The sequence below is a fragment of the Herbiconiux sp. 11R-BC genome, from assembly GCF_049472555.1.
Classification (GTDB): Bacteria; Actinomycetota; Actinomycetes; order Actinomycetales; family Microbacteriaceae; genus Herbiconiux.
This window is the reverse complement of record NZ_JBCEBO010000002.1, coordinates 508,730-527,879: the sequence shown is the minus strand read 5'-3', so window position 1 is coordinate 527,879 and position 19,150 is coordinate 508,730. Positions and strand designations below refer to the sequence as shown.

The 19,150-nt window shown below is 69.0% G+C and carries 16 protein-coding genes and 1 pseudogene; 8 read left to right on the top strand and 9 right to left on the bottom strand.

The window, feature by feature from the left end; all coding sequences use genetic code 11:
* Positions 1–2: 2 nt before the first annotated feature.
* From VD659_RS07480 to VD659_RS07470, 3 genes are read right to left on the bottom strand one after another with little or no spacing between them, the layout of a single operon-like run.
* Positions 3–251, bottom strand: coding sequence for a hypothetical protein (locus tag VD659_RS07480; RefSeq protein WP_423260489.1), 249 nt, complete (start codon positions 249–251; stop codon positions 3–5).
* Positions 248–841, bottom strand: coding sequence for an HdeD family acid-resistance protein (locus VD659_RS07475; RefSeq protein WP_423260488.1), 594 nt, complete (start codon positions 839–841; stop codon positions 248–250). The genes VD659_RS07480 and VD659_RS07475 overlap by 4 nt, the downstream gene beginning before the upstream one ends.
* Positions 842–872: 31 nt before the next feature.
* On the bottom strand, positions 873–2,951 hold the full coding sequence (locus VD659_RS07470; protein ID WP_423260487.1) for an MMPL family transporter: 2,079 nt from the start codon (positions 2,949–2,951) through the stop codon (positions 873–875).
* A gap of 67 nt (positions 2,952–3,018) precedes the next feature.
* Between VD659_RS07470 and VD659_RS07465 the strand changes: the two genes are divergently transcribed.
* Entirely contained in the window at positions 3,019–3,540 is a 522-nt protein-coding gene (locus VD659_RS07465) for a MarR family winged helix-turn-helix transcriptional regulator (RefSeq protein WP_423260486.1), read from the top strand.
* A gap of 27 nt (positions 3,541–3,567) precedes the next feature.
* On the opposite strand, the gene dnaB is transcribed toward VD659_RS07465, so the two are convergent.
* The 5 genes and pseudogenes from dnaB to rpsF form a co-directional block, all read right to left on the bottom strand.
* Positions 3,568–4,944 carry a replicative DNA helicase gene (dnaB, locus tag VD659_RS07460; protein WP_137836325.1) on the bottom strand — a complete coding sequence of 459 codons (1,377 nt, stop codon included), beginning with the start codon at positions 4,942–4,944 and terminating at the stop codon, positions 3,568–3,570.
* A gap of 360 nt (positions 4,945–5,304) precedes the next feature.
* On the bottom strand, positions 5,305–5,757 hold the full coding sequence (gene rplI / locus VD659_RS07455; RefSeq protein WP_137836326.1) for a 50S ribosomal protein L9: 453 nt from the start codon (positions 5,755–5,757) through the stop codon (positions 5,305–5,307).
* A 12-nt stretch (positions 5,758–5,769) separates the two neighbouring features.
* On the bottom strand, positions 5,770–6,033 hold the full coding sequence (gene rpsR / locus VD659_RS07450; RefSeq protein ID WP_022895757.1) for a 30S ribosomal protein S18: 264 nt from the start codon (positions 6,031–6,033) through the stop codon (positions 5,770–5,772).
* Positions 6,034–6,065: 32 nt separating this feature from the next.
* Positions 6,066–6,578: a single-stranded DNA-binding protein gene (locus VD659_RS07445; protein ID WP_137836327.1), complete on the bottom strand. Its 513-nt coding sequence runs from the start codon at positions 6,576–6,578 to the stop codon at positions 6,066–6,068.
* Between the two features lie 120 nt (positions 6,579–6,698).
* Positions 6,699–7,028 (bottom strand): annotated as a pseudogene (gene rpsF, locus VD659_RS07440) (30S ribosomal protein S6); the annotation flags it as partial.
* A 142-nt stretch (positions 7,029–7,170) separates the two neighbouring features.
* Here rpsF and VD659_RS07435 point away from each other — a divergent pair.
* Positions 7,171–9,435, top strand: coding sequence for a glycosyltransferase (locus VD659_RS07435; protein WP_423260485.1), 2,265 nt, complete (start codon positions 7,171–7,173; stop codon positions 9,433–9,435).
* A gap of 61 nt (positions 9,436–9,496) precedes the next feature.
* On the top strand, positions 9,497–10,573 hold the full coding sequence (locus VD659_RS07430) for an inositol-3-phosphate synthase (RefSeq protein WP_423260484.1): 1,077 nt from the start codon (positions 9,497–9,499) through the stop codon (positions 10,571–10,573).
* A gap of 154 nt (positions 10,574–10,727) precedes the next feature.
* Here the strand turns inward: VD659_RS07430 and VD659_RS07425 are convergent, their stop codons facing one another.
* Positions 10,728–12,173 carry a CCA tRNA nucleotidyltransferase gene (locus VD659_RS07425; protein WP_423260483.1) on the bottom strand — a complete coding sequence of 482 codons (1,446 nt, stop codon included), beginning with the start codon at positions 12,171–12,173 and terminating at the stop codon, positions 10,728–10,730.
* 147 nt (positions 12,174–12,320) lie between these two features.
* Here VD659_RS07425 and VD659_RS07420 point away from each other — a divergent pair, with 147 nt between their 5' ends.
* The 5 genes from VD659_RS07420 to VD659_RS07400 all read left to right on the top strand — a co-directional run bounded on the left by VD659_RS07420 (position 12,321) and on the right by VD659_RS07400 (position 19,150).
* Positions 12,321–14,594 (top strand): DUF6049 family protein, encoded by a 2,274-nt coding sequence (locus tag VD659_RS07420; RefSeq protein ID WP_423260482.1) that lies wholly within the window; start codon positions 12,321–12,323, stop codon positions 14,592–14,594.
* Complete coding sequence (gene murJ / locus VD659_RS07415) at positions 14,587–16,197, top strand: murein biosynthesis integral membrane protein MurJ (RefSeq protein ID WP_423260481.1); 1,611 nt, start codon at positions 14,587–14,589, stop codon at positions 16,195–16,197. The genes VD659_RS07420 and murJ overlap by 8 nt, the downstream gene beginning before the upstream one ends.
* Before the next feature lie 124 nt (positions 16,198–16,321).
* Positions 16,322–17,317: a thioredoxin-disulfide reductase gene (trxB, locus tag VD659_RS07410; RefSeq protein WP_423260479.1), complete on the top strand. Its 996-nt coding sequence runs from the start codon at positions 16,322–16,324 to the stop codon at positions 17,315–17,317.
* A gap of 56 nt (positions 17,318–17,373) precedes the next feature.
* Complete coding sequence (gene trxA / locus VD659_RS07405; protein WP_137838192.1) at positions 17,374–17,697, top strand: thioredoxin; 324 nt, start codon at positions 17,374–17,376, stop codon at positions 17,695–17,697.
* A gap of 130 nt (positions 17,698–17,827) precedes the next feature.
* Positions 17,828–19,150 carry a PLP-dependent aminotransferase family protein gene (locus tag VD659_RS07400; RefSeq protein WP_423260478.1) on the top strand — a complete coding sequence of 441 codons (1,323 nt, stop codon included), beginning with the start codon at positions 17,828–17,830 and terminating at the stop codon, positions 19,148–19,150.

Below are 19,150 nucleotides of genomic sequence, written 5' to 3'. Positions count from 1 at the left end.
GGTCAGTGACCGCTCGGGCGCTCCGGGTCGTCGTCGATCTCGTGCTGTTCGAGTTCGTTGGGCTTGATGGAGAGCGAGAACATCGCCATCACCACGAGCGTGACGATGAAGGCGATGCCGAAGAACACCGCCGCCAGCAGGATCTCCCGGGTGGCCAGGAGCACCACCAGCCCGACGAAGAGCGACATGACGGCGGAGAGAACGAGCAGTTCGACCGGCTTCAGCCGATCGCGCCTCGAGGGTTGGTTCACGATGCCTTTCCACTTCGGGGATTCCCGGTTCGGGTGACGGGCGCGGTGTGGGTCCCCCAGCGGAGCGACAGCCCGGCGATCACGAGGAACAGCCCGATGACGGCGGCGTACGCGCCGAACATCCCCACCGCGAAGACCGGGTCGGTGGGGAAGAAGATCAGAACCAGCGCGAACACCACGGTGAGGCCGCCCACGACGGCCCAGTCACGGGCAGCGGGGTTCTTCGTGTTGCGCAGGCCCGCGTAGAGCTCGAGGAAGCCGCAGATGGCCGAGTTCATGGTGGCGCAGAACAGGAAGAACCCGAGACCGCCCGAGTTGAATGCGAGGGCGAGGGCGCCGAAGACCACGCTCGAGATGCCCTGGATGAGGAAGTTCACCCGCACCGACCTCTCGCGGATCGTGCGCCACGACAGCGCCCCCACGATGACGCCCGAGACGATGGCGAACACTCCGTAGGCGAGCAGCCCCACCTGCGAGGAGTGGTTCGAGCTGAAGGTGATCACGAAGGCCGTCACGATGAACGGGATGGCGCGCGCCACCGGGACACCCCAGTAGGGTGACCGCGGAAGAGTGCGGGGTGCGTCGGTCACTCCGGGGGCCTCGATTCAGATTGCGCTCCGCTCAGTTTACCGAGCCGCGCCTGGGTGCCGGATGCGACGGCCACCAGAAGGCGTCGCCGGTGAGGAACACCAGAGCCGGAACGAGCACGGTGCGCACCACCAGGGTGTCGAGCAGAACGCCGATGCACACGATCACGCCGATCTGGGTGAGCGCCACCACCGGCAGCACGCCGAGCACCGCGAACACGGCGGCGAGCAGGATGCCGGCGCTCGTGATGACCCCGCCGGTCGACGAGAGGGCGCGCACCATCCCCTCCCGGGTGCCGTGCCGCACGGTCTCCTCCCGCGCCCGGGTCACCAGGAAGATGTTGTAGTCGACTCCGAGCGCCACCAGGAACAGGAAGGCGAAGAGGATGACGTTGGAGTCGAAGGCCGGGAAGCCGAGCACGTTCTGGAACAGCCAGTTCGAGGCTCCGAGACTGGCGAAGAAGGTGGCCAGCACGCTCGCGATGAGCAGGACCGGCGCCACCAGGGAGCGCAGCAGCAGAGCCAGGATCGTGAACACGATCGCCAGGATGAGCGGAATGATGAGCGCCTGATCGGCCGCCGCCGTGGTGTTCGTGTCGAGCGCCGTGGCGTCGCTGCCGCCGACGAGGCTGTCGGACACCGGCGACGGGGCGGCGTGATAGGCCGACCTCAGGTCCTCGATGGTGCGGAAGGTCGCGTCGCTCTCGGGCTCGCTCGTCAGCGAGAGGTCCAGGCGCGTGAGGCCGCCCGAGCTCTCCCCGGGCCGCACGGATGCGACTCCCGCGACACCCTGGGCGAGCTGCGTCGCGTCGGCCACCGACGCATCCGGTGTCAGCACGATCGTCTGGCCGGTGAGCCCCGCCGAGAACGAGGCGTCGACCACCTGCTGCGCCGCCACCGACTCGGGGTGGCCGAGCAACTGGTCGGTCTGCGACAGGCCCACCCGGAAGCCCGACAGCCCCAGGGCGAGGATGCCGATGCCGAGCGTCGCGACGATCGCCACCACGGCGGGACGGCGGGCCACACCGCGGCCGAGGCGCATCCACACCCCCGGCTTCGCGGGTGCCGCAGAGCCGTCGGCCGCCGTGTGCACCCGCGGAACGAACGGCCAGAAGAGCCCGCGCCCGCACACCACGAGTGCCGCCGGCAGCACCAGCAGCGCGAACAGGATGGCGATCACCACGCCGATCGCACAGGCCACCCCGAGCGCGCGGTTTCCGGCCAGCTGGGCGAAGAGCAGCGTGAGCAGGCTGAGGGCGACGGTTCCGCCGCTCGCGGCGATGGCTGGGCCGGCGCTCGTGACGGCGGTGAACATCGCGCGATGCCGATCGTTCTCGTGCGTCAGCTCCTCCCGGTAGCGGGCCACGAGCAGCAGGGCGTAGTTGGTGCCGGCGCCGAAGACGAGCACCGAGAGGATGCCGCCGATCGAGGCGTCGACGGTGATGCCGAGGGGGTCGGCGAGCGCGTTGACCACGACCCGGGCGAGGCCGTCCGCGGCTCCGACCACGGCGAGCGGAACGATCCAGAGAACGGGACTGCGGTAGGTCACGATGAGCAGCACCGCCACCACGATGACGGTCACGAGCAGCAGGCGGAAGTCGGCGCCGGCGAAGGCGTTGGTGATGTCGGCCTGGAAGCCGACCGGGCCGGTCAGCAGCGCGCTCAGGCCCTCGGGCAGGTTCGCCGAGGCGTCCGAGCGGATGCTGGTGGCCGTGGCGGTGATGTCGGCGGCGGCGGCCGAAGCGCTGAGCGGCACCACCACGAGGGCGGCCTTGCCGTCGTCGCTGAACTGCGGCTGCACGGCCTGGGGCGCCAGAGAGCCCGCCGCGAGTGTGGCGGAGTTGGCGGTGATCGCCGCGCGGTCGGCGTCGGTCAGGGCTTCACCGTCTCGGCTGTAGACCACGAGCGCGGCCGTGCTGTCGGCCGAGGGGAACTCGGCCAGGAGGGCGGTCACCTGTGCGGCCTCGCTCGAGTCGGGCAGCCCCGATGACGGGTAGGCGGTGCTCGAGCCCTTCGGCAGAAGCGCGAAGAGCAGCGCGATCGCCACCGCCGCGAGGCCGAGGGCCACCCACGCGGTTCTCCGGGCGCTCACGAAGCGGGCGATCGATCGCATGGGTCCTCCGAGGTCGTCTACCTTGTATCTAAGCAACTTAGCTACCTATGGGATTAGCATGTCAGTCATGGCCGAAGCCCGCAAGTCGCCGACGGATGCGACGACGCCGTGGTCCCGAGAGGAACTGCGGCCCGAGCGCGTACCCGAGGCGAATGCCATCAACCTCGCGCTGCGCGAGATCAACGCGCTCTCGCGCGCCTTCGAGCGCCGACTGGGCACGGTGTTGACGGTGAACCAGACCGATCTCGCGGCGATGGAGCACCTCATCCAGGAGGGCCCGCTCACCCCGAGCGAACTCGCCGCGCGGCTCAACGTGACCACCGCCGCGAGCACCCTCGTGGTCGACCGCCTGGTGGCGCTCGGACACGTGGAGCGGCACCGGCACGAGCACGACCGGCGCAAGATCGTGGTGGTGCCGGCGCGGGCATCCGTGAACCGCGCGGTCGATGAGCTGATGCCGGTGATGTTCGGCATCTCGGCGCTCGTCGAAGAGCTCCCGGAATCCGACCGGGGCACGGTCGAGGCCTTCCTCGACCGGGTGATCGCGGTCTACCGTGCCGCCGTGGATGCACCGCTCGACGACGACTGAGCGCCGGCAGAGACGCTCGCCCGCCGATCAGGCCGGCGGCATGTCCGCGAAGCGCGAGAAGTGGCCGTGGAAGCCGACGGTGATGGTGGCCGTCGGGCCGTTGCGGTGCTTTGCCACGATGAAGTCGGCCTCGCCCGCTCGGGGGTTGTCCTTCTCGTAGGCGCCCTCGCGGTGCAGCAGGATCACCATGTCGGCGTCCTGCTCGAGCGAGCCGGACTCGCGGAGGTCGCTGATGGCGGGCTTCTTGTCGGAGCGCTGCTCCGGGCCTCGGTTGAGCTGTGAGAGGGCGATGACGGGAACCTGCAGCTCCTTGGCCATGAGCTTGAGGGCTCGCGAGAACTCCGAGACCTCCTGCTGGCGGCTCTCCACCTTCTTGCCGCTCGTCATGAGCTGCAGGTAGTCGATGACCACGAGCTTCAGCCCCACCTTCTGCTTGAGCCGGCGGCACTTCGCGCGGATCTCGACGAGCGTCATGTTCGGGCTGTCGTCGATGTAGAACGGGGCGTCGTTGATGCGGCCACGGGTGGAGGCGAGCGTGGTCCAGTCGCGGCCCTCGATGCGGCCCTTGCGCATGCTCTGCAGGGGCACGGATGCTTCGGCCGAGAGCAGGCGCATCGCGATCTCCGAGCGCCCCATCTCGAGCGAGAAGAAGATCGAGGGCATGTCGTTCTTGATCGAGGCGGCACGGCAGAAGTCGAGCGCGAGCGTCGACTTTCCGAGCGCGGGGCGCGCGGCCACGATGATCATCTGGCCGGGATGGAAGCCGTTGGTGAGGTTGTCGAGCTCGGCGAAGCCGGTGGGGACGCCGGTCATCTGGCCGTCTTTGCCGGCGGCGGCCTCGATCTCGTCGATGGCCGCGGTGACCGCCACGGTGAGGGGCACGTAGTCCTCGACCTCGACGCCGCCGTTGACGGCGTAGATCTCGGCCTGGGCGTTGTTCACGAGGTCGGTGACCTCGCCCTCGCTCGCGTAGCCCATCTGCACGATGCGGGTGCCGGCCTCGACGAGGCGCCGCAGCACGGCCTTCTCGGCCACGATCTGCGCGTAGTACCCGGCGTTGGCCGCCGTCGGCACGAGGCTCGTCAGCGTGTGCAGGTAGTCGGCACCGCCCGCGCGGCTGAGTTCGCCAGACTTCGTGAGCTCATCGGTGACGGCGATGACGTCGGTGGGCTCGCCGTGCGAGTAGAGGTTGAGAACGGCCTCGAAGATGACCTCGTGCTTGGGGATGTAGAAGTCGACGGAGCGCATCACCTCGACGACATCGGCCACGGCGTCTTTGCTGAGGAGCATGCCGCCGAGTGCGCTCTGCTCGGCGAGGAGGTCGTGCGGCGGGGTGCGGTCGCCGGCCCGCGGACGCTCGCTCGCACCCTGCTCGCCCGCAAGTCCCAGGTGGGCAATCGACACGTGAACTCCTCGTCCACCGCCCCGGAAAGGCGGCCTTTTCCTATTCGGGTCTCATCCGACCATCCACCACCGACATCACACAAACAGCCTTGTGGATAACTATGTGGACTGTGTGCGCGAAACGCCGGAAGGTCTGTGTTAAATGTGTGGACTCATCTGTGGACAAATCTCTTGATGGCCGAGCAAAACCCGCTTTGACCAGGACGGATGTCTTTCCACACACTGTGAGTGAAGAGATCCTTCGACCAGTGATTGAATGTTGGATTTCGCACCCGCGCCTGTGTACAGACATGGGGAAATCCGGGCACCAAAAAGGGGTGCCGAGAGCCCGCAGGCCCTTGACACCCCTTCTCGGAGTGACTACTTTGCTGCGACCACCTGGAGGGTGATCGTGGCGGAGAGGTCGTCGCGCAGGCGCACGGTGGCCTCGTGGTTCCCGGTGACCTTGATGGCCGTCGGGATCTCGATCTTGCGCTTGTCGAGCGATCCGATGCCGGCCGCCGAGACCGCATCCGCGATGTCGCCGGTCTTGACCGAACCGAACAGGCGTCCGCCTTCGCCCGCCTTGACCGTGAGCTTCACGGTGGCGTTCTCGAGCGTCTGCTTGAGGTGCTGGGCCTCTTCGATGGTCGCGAGCTCGCGAGCGCTGCGGGCGGCCTTGATCGACTCGACCTGCTTCTCGCCACCGCGGCTCCACGCCACGGCGAAGCCCTTGGGGATGAGGTAGTTGCGGGCGAAGCCGTTCTTGACCTCGACGACGTCGCCGGCGGATCCGAGCCCGGTCACCTCGTGGGTGAGAATGAGTTTAGACATGGGTTCTGCTCCTTAGCGGCCCGAGCCGGCGTACGGCAGAAGAGCCATCTCGCGGGCGTTCTTGACGGCACGGGCGATGAGGCGCTGCTCCTGGACGGAGACTCCCGTGATACGGCGGGCGCGGATCTTTCCACGCTCCGAGATGAACTTGCGAAGGGTCGCGACGTCTTTGTAGTCGATGACTCCGACGCGGATCGACTTCGCCGGGGCGGCGTTCTTCGCGCCCTTGGCGCCGCGGAGCGGCTTGCGGCGGTCGCCGCTTGACTTTCCAGCCATTGTTGGGATTCCTGTTCTGAAAGAAGAGAAGTTTAGAAGGGGGTGTCGTCGGCGTAGCTGCCGGGAGTGTTCCAGACGTCGCCGCCGGCGCCGGACGAAGCCGGTGCGCTGGCAGCCCACGGCTCGTCGGCCGGAGCCTGACCGCCGCGCGATCCGCCGCCGACGGCTCCGCCGCCACCGGAGGTGGCACGGGTCACCTGAGCGGTGGCGTAACGCAGCGAGGGGCCGATCTCGTCGACCTCGAGCTCGATCGAGGTGCGCTTCTCGCCCTCTTTCGTCTCGTAGGAACGCTGACGGAGGCGACCGGTCGCGACGACGCGGCTGCCCTTGGTGAGCGAACCGGCGACGTGCTCCGCGAACTCACGCCACACCGAGGCCCGGAGGAACAGCGCTTCGCCGTCCTTCCAGTCGTTCGACGCGCGGTCGAAAGTGCGGGGAGTCGAAGCGATCGTGAAGTTCGCGACCGCCAGCCCGTTCTGCGTGTAACGCAGCTCAGGATCGGCGGTGAGGTTGCCCACCACGGTGATGACGGTTTCGCCGGCCATGACGGACTACTCGCCGGCCTCGGCCTTGGCAGCAGCGGGCTTCGCCGACGCGGCCTTGACGGCAGCGGCCGGAGCAGCAGCGCTGGGCGCCGAAGCAGCGGGAGCGGACGCCTTGGGGTTGGCGGCCTTGCGGGCTGCCTTCTCCTCGGCGAGCTTCGAGGCGGCGGCGACCTGGGCGATCGCTTCCTCGGCACGCAGCACCTTGGTGCGCATGACGGCCTCCGACAGCTTCAGCTGGCGGTCGAGCTCCTTGGTGGCGTCGGCGTTCGCGGTGAGGTTCACCACGGCGTAGATGCCTTCGGTCTTCTTGTTGATCTCGTAGGCCAGGCGACGGCGACCCCAGATGTCGACCTTGTCCACCGTGCCGCCATCGTTGCGGATGACGTTGAGGAACTTGTCGAGACTCGGGGCCACGGTGCGCTCGTCGATTTCAGGATCGAGGATCACCATGAGTTCGTACTGATGCGTCACAAACCCACCTCCTTCGGACTAGAACGGTCACAGACGGTCTGTGACAGGAGGGTTCTGCATCTGTCTGCACCCGCGTGAAGAGTTTCACTGGGCACAAGACAACCTGGGTAGCCTAGCAGACGTGGTCTTCCGTGTCGCCCTCGTCTCGCTGCACACCTCACCGCTCGAGGCCCCCGGCACCGGGGATGCCGGCGGCATGAACGTCTACCTCCTGGGCCTGGCCGAGTCTCTCGCCGCACGGGGCTACGAGGTCGAGCTGCTGACGCGCGCCACGACGGGCGAAGCGCCGGCGCTCCTGCGCACGCCGGGCGGCGTGGCGGTGCGGATGCTCACGGCCGGCCCCCGCGCATCCGTCGCAAAGAGCGAGCTGCCCGCGGTGGCCGCGGAGTTCGCCCACGCGATGCTCGAGCTCGAGCCCTTCGACCTCGTGCACTCCCACTACTGGCTCTCCGGCCTCGCCGGGCTGACGGCGGCCCGGGAGTGGGGCGTGCCGCACGTTCTGAGCCTGCACACCGTCGCGGAGCTGAAGAACGCACGGCTCGCCCCGGGCGATGCCCCCGAACCGGCGGCGCGGCTCGAGGGCGAGCGGATGCTCGTGGCCGGTTCCGCGCTGGTGGTCGCGGCCACCGCCGCCGAGCGGGCGGCGATCGTGGACGGCTACGGGGCCGAGCCGGCTCGGGTGGCGGTGATCCCGCCCGGGGTGGACACGTCTCTCTTCCGTCCGCCCTCGGCTCTCCCGGACGAGGCACCCGGCGAGGCGCGCGACGGAGCGGAGCTCCTCGGTTCTGCGCGGGATCTCGCTGCCCTCGCGGACGCGCTCGCAGGGTCGCGACCGGTCGTGCTCATGCTGGCGCGCATCCAGCCACTCAAGGCCCCCGACCTGGCGATCGCCGCGGTGGCGGCCATCCCGGCGGCGCGGCGCCCGCTGCTGGTGGTGGTGGGCGGAACCAGTCCGGGCCACGACGCCTACGCCCGCGGTCTCCGCGAACTGGCCGCCCGGCTCGGTGCCGAGGACGACGTGCTGTTCCTTCCGGCGCAGAGCCGGGCCGCCACGGCCCGCCTGCTGCGCGAGTGCGCGCTGCTGCTCGTGCCCTCGCACTCGGAGACCTTCGGGCTCGTGGCGCTCGAGGCCGCGGCGAGCGGCACGCCGGTGATCGCCGAGCGCACGAGCGGCCTGGTGGACTCCGTGTCCGACGGCGTGAGCGGCGTGCTGCTCGACAGCCGGCGTGCCGACGACTGGGCGCACGCCATCGACGAGCTCCTGGGCTCCCCCGAGAGGCTCGCCCGCCTCTCGGAGACAGCGGCGGCGCACGGGGCCGAACGGTCATGGGAGCGCACGGCCGCCGAGCTCGCCGACCGCTACGAGCTCCTGCGCGCGCCTATGCGGCGAGGCGAAGTGTCCGGTCCGGCATCCGGGAGCGCGAGGAGCTCCGGGGTTCCGGCAGTCCCCACCGCCCCGCCGGCCTCCGGGCTCTCGCCGGAGGCGGGCGCTTCGGCGCAGTCCCAGCTTCCGACGCGGTGGGATCGCTCCGCGGAGTCCGGCGCTCTTCGCGCCTTCGGGGACACTCCGGTCTTCCTGCACGCGCATCCGGATGACGAGTCGATCTCGACGGGCGGAACGATCGCCGCCCTCGTGGCCGCGGGCGCGCACCCGCTGGTCGTCACGGGCACGCGCGGAGAGCGCGGCGAAGTGGTTCCCGGGCCTCTCGCGGCGCTCGAAGGAACCGCCGGGCTCGGCCCGCATCGGGTGGACGAGCTCGCGGCGGCCGTCACGGCACTCGGCAGGCCGGCGCACGCCTTCCTCGGCTCGGGCCCCGCGCGGGCCGCAGGAGAAGAGGAGCGGGAGTACGCCGACTCGGGCATGCGCTGGGGCGCCGACGGGTTCGCGGAGGCGGCCGGTGACGCGAGCCGCTCGGCGCTCAGCCTCGCGCCGATGCCGGAGGTGCTCGCCGACGTGCTCGCGGCCATCCGGGCTCATGTCGGCCGCCTGGGCGTGCCCGGCCCGAGCGCCGTCGTGAGCTACGACGCGCTGGGCGGCTACGGGCATCCCGATCACGTGCGGATGCACGAGGCCGGCCGGGCAGCCGCGCGCGTTCTCGGCGTGCCCTTCTTCGCGATCGTCGAGCCCCGAGTGGAGCGCAGAGTGGAGCCTCGCGCCGAATCGTCCGCAGCGGGCACCGAAGCCGGTGCTGCACCGGCTTCGACCGAACTCGTCGTGGAGCTCGACACCGCCTTGCCGGCCAAGATCGCCGCCATGGCGGCCCATGCCACCCAGCTCACCGTCGACGGCGGCGACTTCGTGCTGAGCGGGGGTCAGCGGCATCCGATCGGGGCGATCGAACGCTTCCGCCGCCTGGACGGCGGGCGCCCAGCCGGTGCCGGGTAGAATCGTGGGGTTTTGACGACGACAGCATTTGAGAACTGACAACACAAGAGGGCTGAACCGAATGGGCATCAAGGTCGCGATCGCGGGCGTGGGCAACTGCGCGAACTCACTCATCCAGGGCGTGACGTACTACGCCGGCGCCGATGAGGCGGAGTCGATCCCGGGGCTCATGCATACCCGGTTCGGTCAGTACCACGTGGGCGACCTCGAGTTCGTGGCGGCCTTCGACGTCGACGCGGCCAAGGTCGGCGTCGACCTCGCGCAGGCCATCTGGGCCAGCGAGAACAACACGCTGAAGTTCGCCGACGTGGCCGAGACCGGCGTGCTCGTGCAGCGGGGCCCGACCCTCGACGGCCTCGGCGAGTACTACGTCGAGATGATCGAGGAGTCGGCGGCCGAGCCGGTCGACGTCGCGGCCGCGCTCCGCGCATCCGGGGCCGAGGTGCTCGTGTGCTACCTGCCCGTGGGCTCGGAGCAGGCCGCCAAGTTCTACGCCCAGGCGGCGCTGGATGCCGGCGTCGCGTTCGTGAACGCCATCCCGGTCTTCATCGCCTCCGACCCCGAGTGGGCCGCGAAGTTCGAGGCCGCGGGGCTCCCGATCGTCGGCGACGACATCAAGAGCCAGGTCGGCGCCACCATCACGCACCGCGTTCTCGCCCGACTGCTCGAGAGCCGTGGCATCCACATCGACCACACGTACCAGCTGAACGTCGGCGGCAACATGGACTTCAAGAACATGCTCGAACGCCGCCGCCTGCAGTCGAAGAAGATCTCGAAGACCCGGGCCGTGACGAGCAACATCGACCTCGAGATGGAGTCGCGCGACGTGCACATCGGTCCGAGCGACCACGTGCCGTGGCTCGACGACCGCAAGTTCGCCTTCGTGCGCCTGGAGGGGCACGGCTTCGGGGGCGCCCCGATGAGCCTCGAGTACAAGCTCGAGGTCTGGGACTCGCCGAACTCGGCCGGCGTCATCATCGATGCGGTGCGCGCCGCCAAGGTCGCGCTCGACGCCGGCATCGGCGGCCCGATCGAGTCGGCCAGCGCCTACTTCATGAAGTCCCCCGCCGTGCAGCTCCCCGACGACGTGGCCCGCACCCGCCTCGAGGAGTTCATCGCGGCGAACACCCCCGCCTGACCCCTCCCCCCACTTTCTAAAACAAGGAGTTCTCCCAAAAACAAGGAGTTCGTGGGCAACACGCCGATCCAGACCACCGAACCGACGGCGTGTCGGCCAGGAACTCCTTGTTTTTGGGAGAACTCCTTGTTTTTTTGGGGGGAGGGCGGCGGAGTCAGGATGCCTGGCGGGAGTGCCACCACGCGAGCAGGCGCTCAGTGGCCTCCGCCTCCGAGAGCGGCCCCTCGTCGAGGCGCACCTCGAGCAGGTAGGCGTAGGCCTGCCCCACCTCGCGACTGGGCTTGATGCCGAGGATCGCCATGATCTGCTCGCCGTCGAGGTCGGGCCGCACCGAGTCGATCTCCTCCTGGGCGGCCAGGGTGGCGATGCGCTCCTCGAGGTCGTCGTAGGCGAAGGAGAGCTGATCGGCCTTTCTGCGGTTGCGGGTGGTGACGTCCGCCCGGGTCAGGATGTGCAGACGCTCGAGCTGCTCGCCCGCGTCGCGCACGTAGCGACGCACCGCGGAGTCGGTCCAGGCGCCGTCGGTGTAGCCGAAGAAGCGCAGGTGCAGCTCGATCAGCCGGCCCACGGCGGCGATGGTGTCGTTGTCGAAGCGCAGGTGACGCAAGCGCTTCTTGGCGAGCTTCGACCCGACCACGTCGTGGTGATGGAAGCTCACCTGGCCACCAGGCTCGTTGCGCTTCGTGGCGGGCTTGCCGATGTCGTGCAGCAAGGCCGCCCAGCGCAGCACGAGGTCGGGCGAGGCGATGCCGGTTCCGGATGCCGCACGCGACTTCTCGAGGTCGATCGCCTGGTCGAGCACGGTCAGGCTGTGCTGGTAGACGTCTTTGTGGTGGTGGTGCTCGTCGGCCTCGAGCTGGAGGGCCGGGATCTCGGGGATCACGAGCTCGGCCAGCCCGCTCTCGACGAGCAGTTCGATGCCGCGGCGGGGCGCATCCGTCTTCAAGAGCTTCGTGAGCTCGTCGCTCACCCGCTCGATCGACACGATGCCGATCGACTCGCGCATCTCCGAGATGGCGATCGCCGCATCGAGGTCGAGGGTGAAGCCGAGCTGGGCGGTGAAGCGCACGGCCCGCAGCATCCGGAGCGGGTCGTCGCCGAACGAAACCTCGGGGGTGCCCGGGGTGCGCAGCACGCCCGCCACGAGGTCGTCCATGCCACCCGAGGGGTCGACGAGCACGAGCTCGGGCACTCGCAGTGCCATCGCGTTCACCGTGAAGTCACGGCGCAGCAGGTCGCCCTCGAGCGTGTCGCCGAATTGCACCTGGGGCTTGCGGCTCTTGTGGTCGTAGCTGTCGGAGCGGTAGGTGGTGATCTCCACGGTCTCGCCGTCGATGCGCGCGGCGATGGTGCCGAAGGCACGCCCGACGTCCCACTGCGCCTGGGAGATCGGCGTGACGATGCGCAGGATCTCGTCGGGCTGCGCATCCGTGGTGAAGTCGAGGTCGGTGATGGGCCGGCCGAGGAAGGCGTCGCGAACGGGGCCGCCGACGAGCGAGAGCTCGTGCCCGGCGTCGGCGAACGCCGCTGCGAGGGTCGCGACGGGACCGCTCGCGGCGAGGTTCCCCAGGAATTCGAGGGACTGCTGAACCGGCTGCACCGGCCCATTTTAGCCGGGCGCCGCGGCTGGCCACCGAGGCTCCCGGATCTCCCAGCCCCCGTCTCCTAGAATCGGTCAGTGGATGCGCGTGCCACACGAGCGCGTTCGCCACCGTCTATGAACCCACCTGTGCGTCGATTGTCTCGAGTGGCGCCCGCGATCGCAGCCTGTGCGCTCATCGCCGGCGCCGTGTTCGCGACCCCGGCGGCGGCTTCGGCCTCGGTGCCGGTGTCGGCGGCGAAATCGGTGTCGGTCCCGGCGTCGGTGTCAGTCCCGGCGGAATCCGCCACCCCAACCCCCACCTCCACCCCGACGCCCACCGCCTCCTCCGCGGCGAACGCCGGCGCTTCAGGGGTGGCTCTCACGCTCTCCCCGTCGGGCGCGGGCACCGTCACCGCGGGCGCAGACCTCGTCGTCACCGTCGAGATCACGAACCCGGGCGAGGATGCGCTCGCCGACGGCAGCCTCGACCTCTCGCTGGGCCGCGCCCCGATCACGAGCACGGCCCTCTACGACTCCTGGTTGGCAGCGTCGAGCGGCGGCGGGACGGCGACGGGCACGGCCGACGCCGCCTCCGACATCCCCGTGTCCGTCGTCGCCACCGCGCCCACCACCGCGCTCCCCTCCGGCGCGACCCACACCGTGCAGCTCACCGTTCCGGCCGCACAGCTCCAGCTCGGCACCTGGGGCGTCTACCCGCTCTCCGCCTCCTACTCCGTGGGCGGCAACGCCGAGGCGACGGCCCGCGCCACTGTCGTGTGGAGCGACGGCGTCACCGCCACGCCGGCGCCGGCCGGAGTGACCGTCATCGCCCCGATCACCACGAGTGGGGGTTCCACCGGGCTCATCCCGAAGGCCGAGCTCGAGAAGTACACAGCGGTCAATGGCACTCTGACCAGGCAATTGGATGCGGTGCTCGGCCGCCCGGTCACCATCGCGGTCGATCCCCGCATCATCGTCTCCATCCGGGCCCTGGGCTCCACGGCCCCCACCTCGGCGGTCTCCTGGCTCGCCCAGCTCGACGCGGCGCCGAACCCCATCATCCCGCTCAGCTACGGCGACTCCGACATCGCCGCCGAGCACCAGGCCGGAGCGCCGGAGCTGCTCAAGCCCACCTCGTTCGCCTACGCGCTCGATGCGGCGAACTTCGCCGACGTCGGTCCCCTCCTCGAGCCCACCGCGACTCCCACCAGCAGCGGTTCCCCCACCCCGTCCCCCACCCCCTCGGCCCCGACCGCGCCCACGCTCGAGCAACTCACCACATGGGACTACACCACCACCACCCTGGCTTGGCCCCGGAGCGGCACCGTGGTGTCGGGCGACCTGCCGTTCTTCGCCCAGGGGGGCCTCACCACCACCATCCTCGACTCGCGCCAGGTCTCCCCGGCCGACGGCAACGATGGGGCGGTCGAGGCGGCGGCCAAGGCGGGCGATCAGAGCATCCTGGTGGCCGACCACGACGTGTCCACCTCGATGCAGGATGCTCTGGCCGCCACCTCCGACGCGGAGCGCGGGCAGGCGATCGCCCGGCTCGCCTCCTCGCTGGCGCTGGCAGCATCCGCTTCGGGCACCGCGGCCACCGAGGGCAGCGGCGCCGGCCCGCAGGTGCTCGCGGTTCTCGACCGCACCTCCACCGACCTCTCCGGCCTCGACCAGGTGCTGGCCACGGTGGAGGCGCTGCCCTGGTCGGCACCCCACTCGCTGCAGTCGCTGCTCGCCACCGCCCCCAGCCAGGCCGTGAACGTGATCGACGCGCCGGAGCCCGGCGATCGTCTCGGCCAGGTCGGCGTGCTGCTCGGGCAGTCGCAGAGCATCGCGTCCTTCTCCTCCGTGCTGTCCGATCCGTCGCTGCTCACGGGCCAGAACCGCGCCGATCTGCTCGCCCTGCTCTCCAACGCCTGGACCACCGACGTCACGCGCTGGAACACGGCGGTGCAAGACGACGTCACGGCCACCACCAAGACGCTCAACTCGGTGCAGATCGTCGAGGGATCGAGCATCAACATGGTGGCCAACCAGGCGAACCTGCCGGTGACCGTCAGCAACGCCCTCGCCTTCCCGGTGAACGTCGTCGTGCACGTGACACCCTCGAACGGCCGGCTCGTGGTCGAACAGAGCGACGTTCCCGTCACCATCGAGGCGAGCTCACGCAAAGGCGTGCAGATCCCGCTCGCGGCCGGAGTCGCGAACGGACCGGTCGTGCTGAGCTTCCAGCTGCTGAGCCCCAGCGGCGTGCTCCTCTCGACTCCGGCCCCCGTGATGGTGAACGTGAGCGCCGACTGGGAGACCTGGGGCACCGTGATCGTCGCGGTGCTTGTGGTGGCGCTCTTCGGCTTCGGCATCGTGCGCAACATCCTGCGGCGGCGCAAGCGCGCGACGGCCGGCAGTTCAGCGGATGCGCCGGCGGGCCCCCATGAGTAGCCCCAGCATCGGACGGGCGAGCGCCTTCCTCGCCTCGGGCACCATCGTCTCGCGCCTGATCGGCTTCGTGCGCACCATCGTGCTCGCCCAGGCCATCGGGCTCGGCATGAGCGGCGACGCCTTCGCTGTCGCCAATCAGCTCCCCAACAACATCTACGCCATCATCGCGGGCGGCACTCTGAGCGCCGTGCTGGTGCCGCAGATCGTGCGCGCACTGCTGCACCCCGACGGCGGCCGGGGCTACATCAACAAACTCCTCACCATCGCCATGGTCATCCTCGGCGGTGCCACCATCGCGGCGACCCTGTTGGCGCCGGTGCTCGTCACCATCTCCGCCTCGCGCTTCACCGAAGACCAGCTGGCCCTCTCCATCGCCTTCGCCTACTGGTGCCTGCCGCAGATCTTCTTCTACGGCCTGTACACGGTGCTCGGCGAGGTGCTGAACGCGAAGAACGTGTTCGGCCCGTTCACCTGGGCGCCGGCTGTCAACAACATCGTCTCCATCACCGGGCTCCTGTTGTTCATGCTGCTCTTCGGTTCGGAGCCCGGGGGCGGGCGGCTCGTCTCCGACTGGACCCCCGCATCCATCGCCGTGCTCGGCGGATTCACCACCCTCGCGGTGGCGGCACAGGCCCTCGTGCTGTTCCTGTTCTGGAGGCGGGCGGGCATCCGCTACCGCCCCGACTTCGCGTGGCGCGGCGTGGGCCTCGGCACGGCCGGCAAGCTCGCGGGCTGGACCTTCGGGATGCTGCTGGTCACCCAGGCCGCGGGGCTCGTCGAGACCAACGTGGCCTCGATCGCCTCGGGCTCGGGCGGCTCGGTGGCCATCATCCAGAACGCCTGGCTCATCTTCATGCTGCCGCACTCGCTCGTGACCGTGTCGATCGTCACGGCCTACTTCACCAAGATGAGCGGGCACGCCGAGAGGCGCGAGACCGCACAGCTGCGAGGCGATGTCTCCGCGGCCCTTCGCAGCACGGGGCTGTTCATGGTGCTCGCCATGTTCGTGCTGATGGTGGTCGCCTATCCGTTCAGCAGCCTGTTCAGCAAGGGCTTCATCGAGACCGCGGCCATGGGCAACGTGCTCATCGCCTTCCTGGTGGGCCTCATCCCCTTCACCGTGCTGTTCGTGCTGCAGCGGGTGTTCTACTCGCTGAGCGACACGAAGACCCCGTTCTTCCTGCAGGTGCTGCAGGCGATCATCTTCACCGCGCTCGCTCTGCTCTGCGCCCTGCTCCCCGACGAGTGGATCGCGGTGGGGCTCGCGCTGGCGCTCTCGGCAGCCACGGCCGTGCAGACCATCGTGGCGGCCGTCATCATCCGCCGGCGGCTCGGGGGTGGCAGCGGCCGCACCGCCCTGCTGAGCTTCGGTCGCTACTTGGTGGCCGGCATCCCCGCGACCGCGGCCGGCATCGGCGTGCTGCTCCTGCTCGGAGGCACCTCGGAGCACGGCTTCGCGGTCTCGCGGTACGCGCCCGCCATCCTCTCGATGGCCGTCGTCGGCGTGGTCATGCTGGTGGTCTACCTGGCGGCCCTGTTCCTTCTGCGTTCGCCGGAATTGCGGGATGCTCTGGGCCCGATCCGAGCCCGCCTCCGTCGCTGACGCGGCGGCCCCCATCACTTGCTGAGAGCCCACCGGCCACGGAATAGTCCGTGGTTAGGATGTGTTGTACCCGTCAGTGTGCGCACTGTCGGTGTGCCCACGAACATCCTCAGGAGTGGAAGACATGCGCGAGATCATCATCATCGGCTCAGGGCCTGCCGGCTTCACGGCGGCGATCTACGCCGCACGTGCCGGTCTGAACCCTTTGCTGCTCGCCTCGAGCGTCGAAGCCGGCGGCGAACTGATGAACACCACCGAGGTCGAGAACTTCCCGGGCTTCCCGGAGGGCATCCAGGGTCCCGAGCTCATGATGAAGCTGCAGGAGCAGGCCGAGAAGTTCGGCACCGAGGTCATCCTCGACGACGTCACCCGCGTGCAGCTCGACGATGACGTGAAGACGGTCGAAACCGGCTACAGCGGCACCTTCGAAGCGCGTTCGGTGATCTTCGCCACCGGTTCCGCCTACCGCAAGCTGGGCCTTCCCGACGAGGAGCGGCTGTCGGGCCGGGGCGTGTCGTGGTGCGCCACCTGCGACGGCTTCTTCTTCAAGACCAAGACCATCGCGGTGGTCGGCGGCGGCGACTCCGCCATGGAGGAGGCCACCTTCCTCACCCGGTTCGCCGACAAGGTCTACCTGGTGCACCGCAAGGACACGCTGCGTGCCTCGAAGATCATGCAGGAGCGCGCCTTCGCCAACGAGAAGATCGAGTTCGTGTGGAACTCCGAGGTCGTCGGCATCGCCGGCGAGAACGCGGTCGAGGGCTTGCAGCTGCGTGACACCGTCACCGGCGCCGAGTCGGAACTGCCGGTTCAGGGCCTCTTCGTGGCCATCGGCAACGACCCGCGCGTGCACCTCGTGCACGGCCAGCTCGACCTCACCGTCGACGGCACGATCGCGGTCGACGGCCGTACCTCGAAGACGAATCTGCCTGGCGTGTTCGCCGCGGGCGACGTCATCGACCCGCACTACCGCCAGGCGGTCACCGCCGCCGCGTCGGGTACCGTCGCCGCACTCGACGCCGAGGAGTACCTCGCAGCCCTCGACCAGGTGGCGGGAGAATCGGCCGCCGACCTGGCCGCCGACCTCGTCAGCGCGACCTCCGCCGGCAACCGCACCTGACCAGCAGACCACCCGGAACAACCACCGGGTACCCGGATCACACGAAAGAAGGAACCATGTCCAACGCCAAGGCCGTTTCCGACGCCAGCTTCCAGGCCGACGTCCTCGACTCCGAGAAGACCATCCTGGTCGACTTCTGGGCAGAATGGTGCGGCCCGTGTCGCGCCGTCGCGCCCATCCTCGACCAGATCGCCTCGGAGCACGGCGACAAGATCGAGATCGTGAAGCTCAACGTCGACGACAACCCCCAGACCGCCATGAAGTACCAGATCACCTCGATCCCGGCGCTGAAGGTCTACAAGGGCGGCGAGGTCGTCAAGACCATCATCGGCGCCAAGCCGAAGGCAGCCCTCGAGGCCGATCTGGCCGCCTTCATCTGAGCACGCTCTGCGGGGCGCGCGGGTTTCGCGTCGCCTCCCGCAGCCAGTTCCTCGAGAGTGGCCCGCCGCATCCGTGCAGCGGGCCACTTTTGCATGTCATACGATGGAATTTCGGTCTACGTCGGGAAGTATGTCAGTGAGCAGCCAGAACCCCCCACAGTCGGGGAACAACCTCGATCCGTGGTATTTCAACTACGCCGAGCGCACCGCCGGCCTCGCCGCCTCTGAAGTCCGCGCCCTCTTCGCCGTCGCCTCCCGACCTGAGGTCGTGTCGCTCGCCGGCGGCATGCCCGCCGTCTCCGCGCTGCCCCAGGAACTCGTGATCGAGTCGATGAACCGTGTGATGCGCGACCAGGGTTCGGTCGCATTGCAGTACGGATCGGGCCAGGGCGTCCCGGCGCTGCGCGAACAGATCCTCGACGTCATGGCCATGGAGGGCATCCGTGCCAGCGCCGACGACGTGGTGGTCACCACCGGGTCGCAGCACGCGCTCGAGCTCGTGTCGAAGCTCTTCCTCGACCCCGGAGACGTCGTGCTCGCCGAGGGGCCCAGCTACGTCACGGCGATCGTCATCTTCCGCTCCTTCCAGGCCGAGACCCATCACGTGGCGATGGATGATCAAGGCATGATCCCGGAATCGCTGCGCGAGAACATCGCGCGGCTCCGCGCGGCCGGACGCAAGATCAAGTTCCTCTACACGATCCCCTCGTTCCAGAACCCCGCCGGCGTGACGCTCAGCTGGGCGCGAAGGCAGGAGATCCTCCAGATCGCTCGCGAGAACGAAATCCTCGTGCTCGAGGACAACCCGTACGGCCTGCTCCACTTCGACGAGCCGGCCCCGCCCGCGCTCCGTTCGATCGAGCAGGACGGCGTCATCTACCTCGGCACCTTCTCCAAGACCCTGGCGCCGGGCTTCCGGGTGGGCTGGGCGGTCGCGCCGCACGCCATCCGCGAGAAGCTCATCCTCGCCAACGAGGCAGCCGTGCTGTCGCCGAGCTCGTTCAGTCAGCTGGTGATCTCGGAGTACCTCTCCTCGATCGACTGGCGCGCGCAGGTCGACCGCTTCCGCGGTGTCTACCGGGAGCGAAAAGACGCGATGATCGGCGCTTTAACCGAATATTTGCCGAATCTGACGTGGACGAACCCGAATGGTGGCTTCTACGTCTGGCTCACCCTCCCGCCGTATCTCGACTCGAAGCAGATGCTGCCGCGCGCGGTCAAGGAACTCGTGGCCTACACGCCGGGAACCGCGTTCTATGCCGACGGCGGCGGGCGCAACAACATCCGGCTCTCGTTCTGCTACCCGACTCCCGAGTCGATCAAGATCGGCATCCGGAGGCTCCAGAACGTCATCAACGGCGAGCTCGATCTGCTCGAGACCTTCGCCGCGACCGGCCCGCTCGAGACGATGCGCGACCGCAACTTCTCAGCCCCTCCGCCCAACCTGGATTGA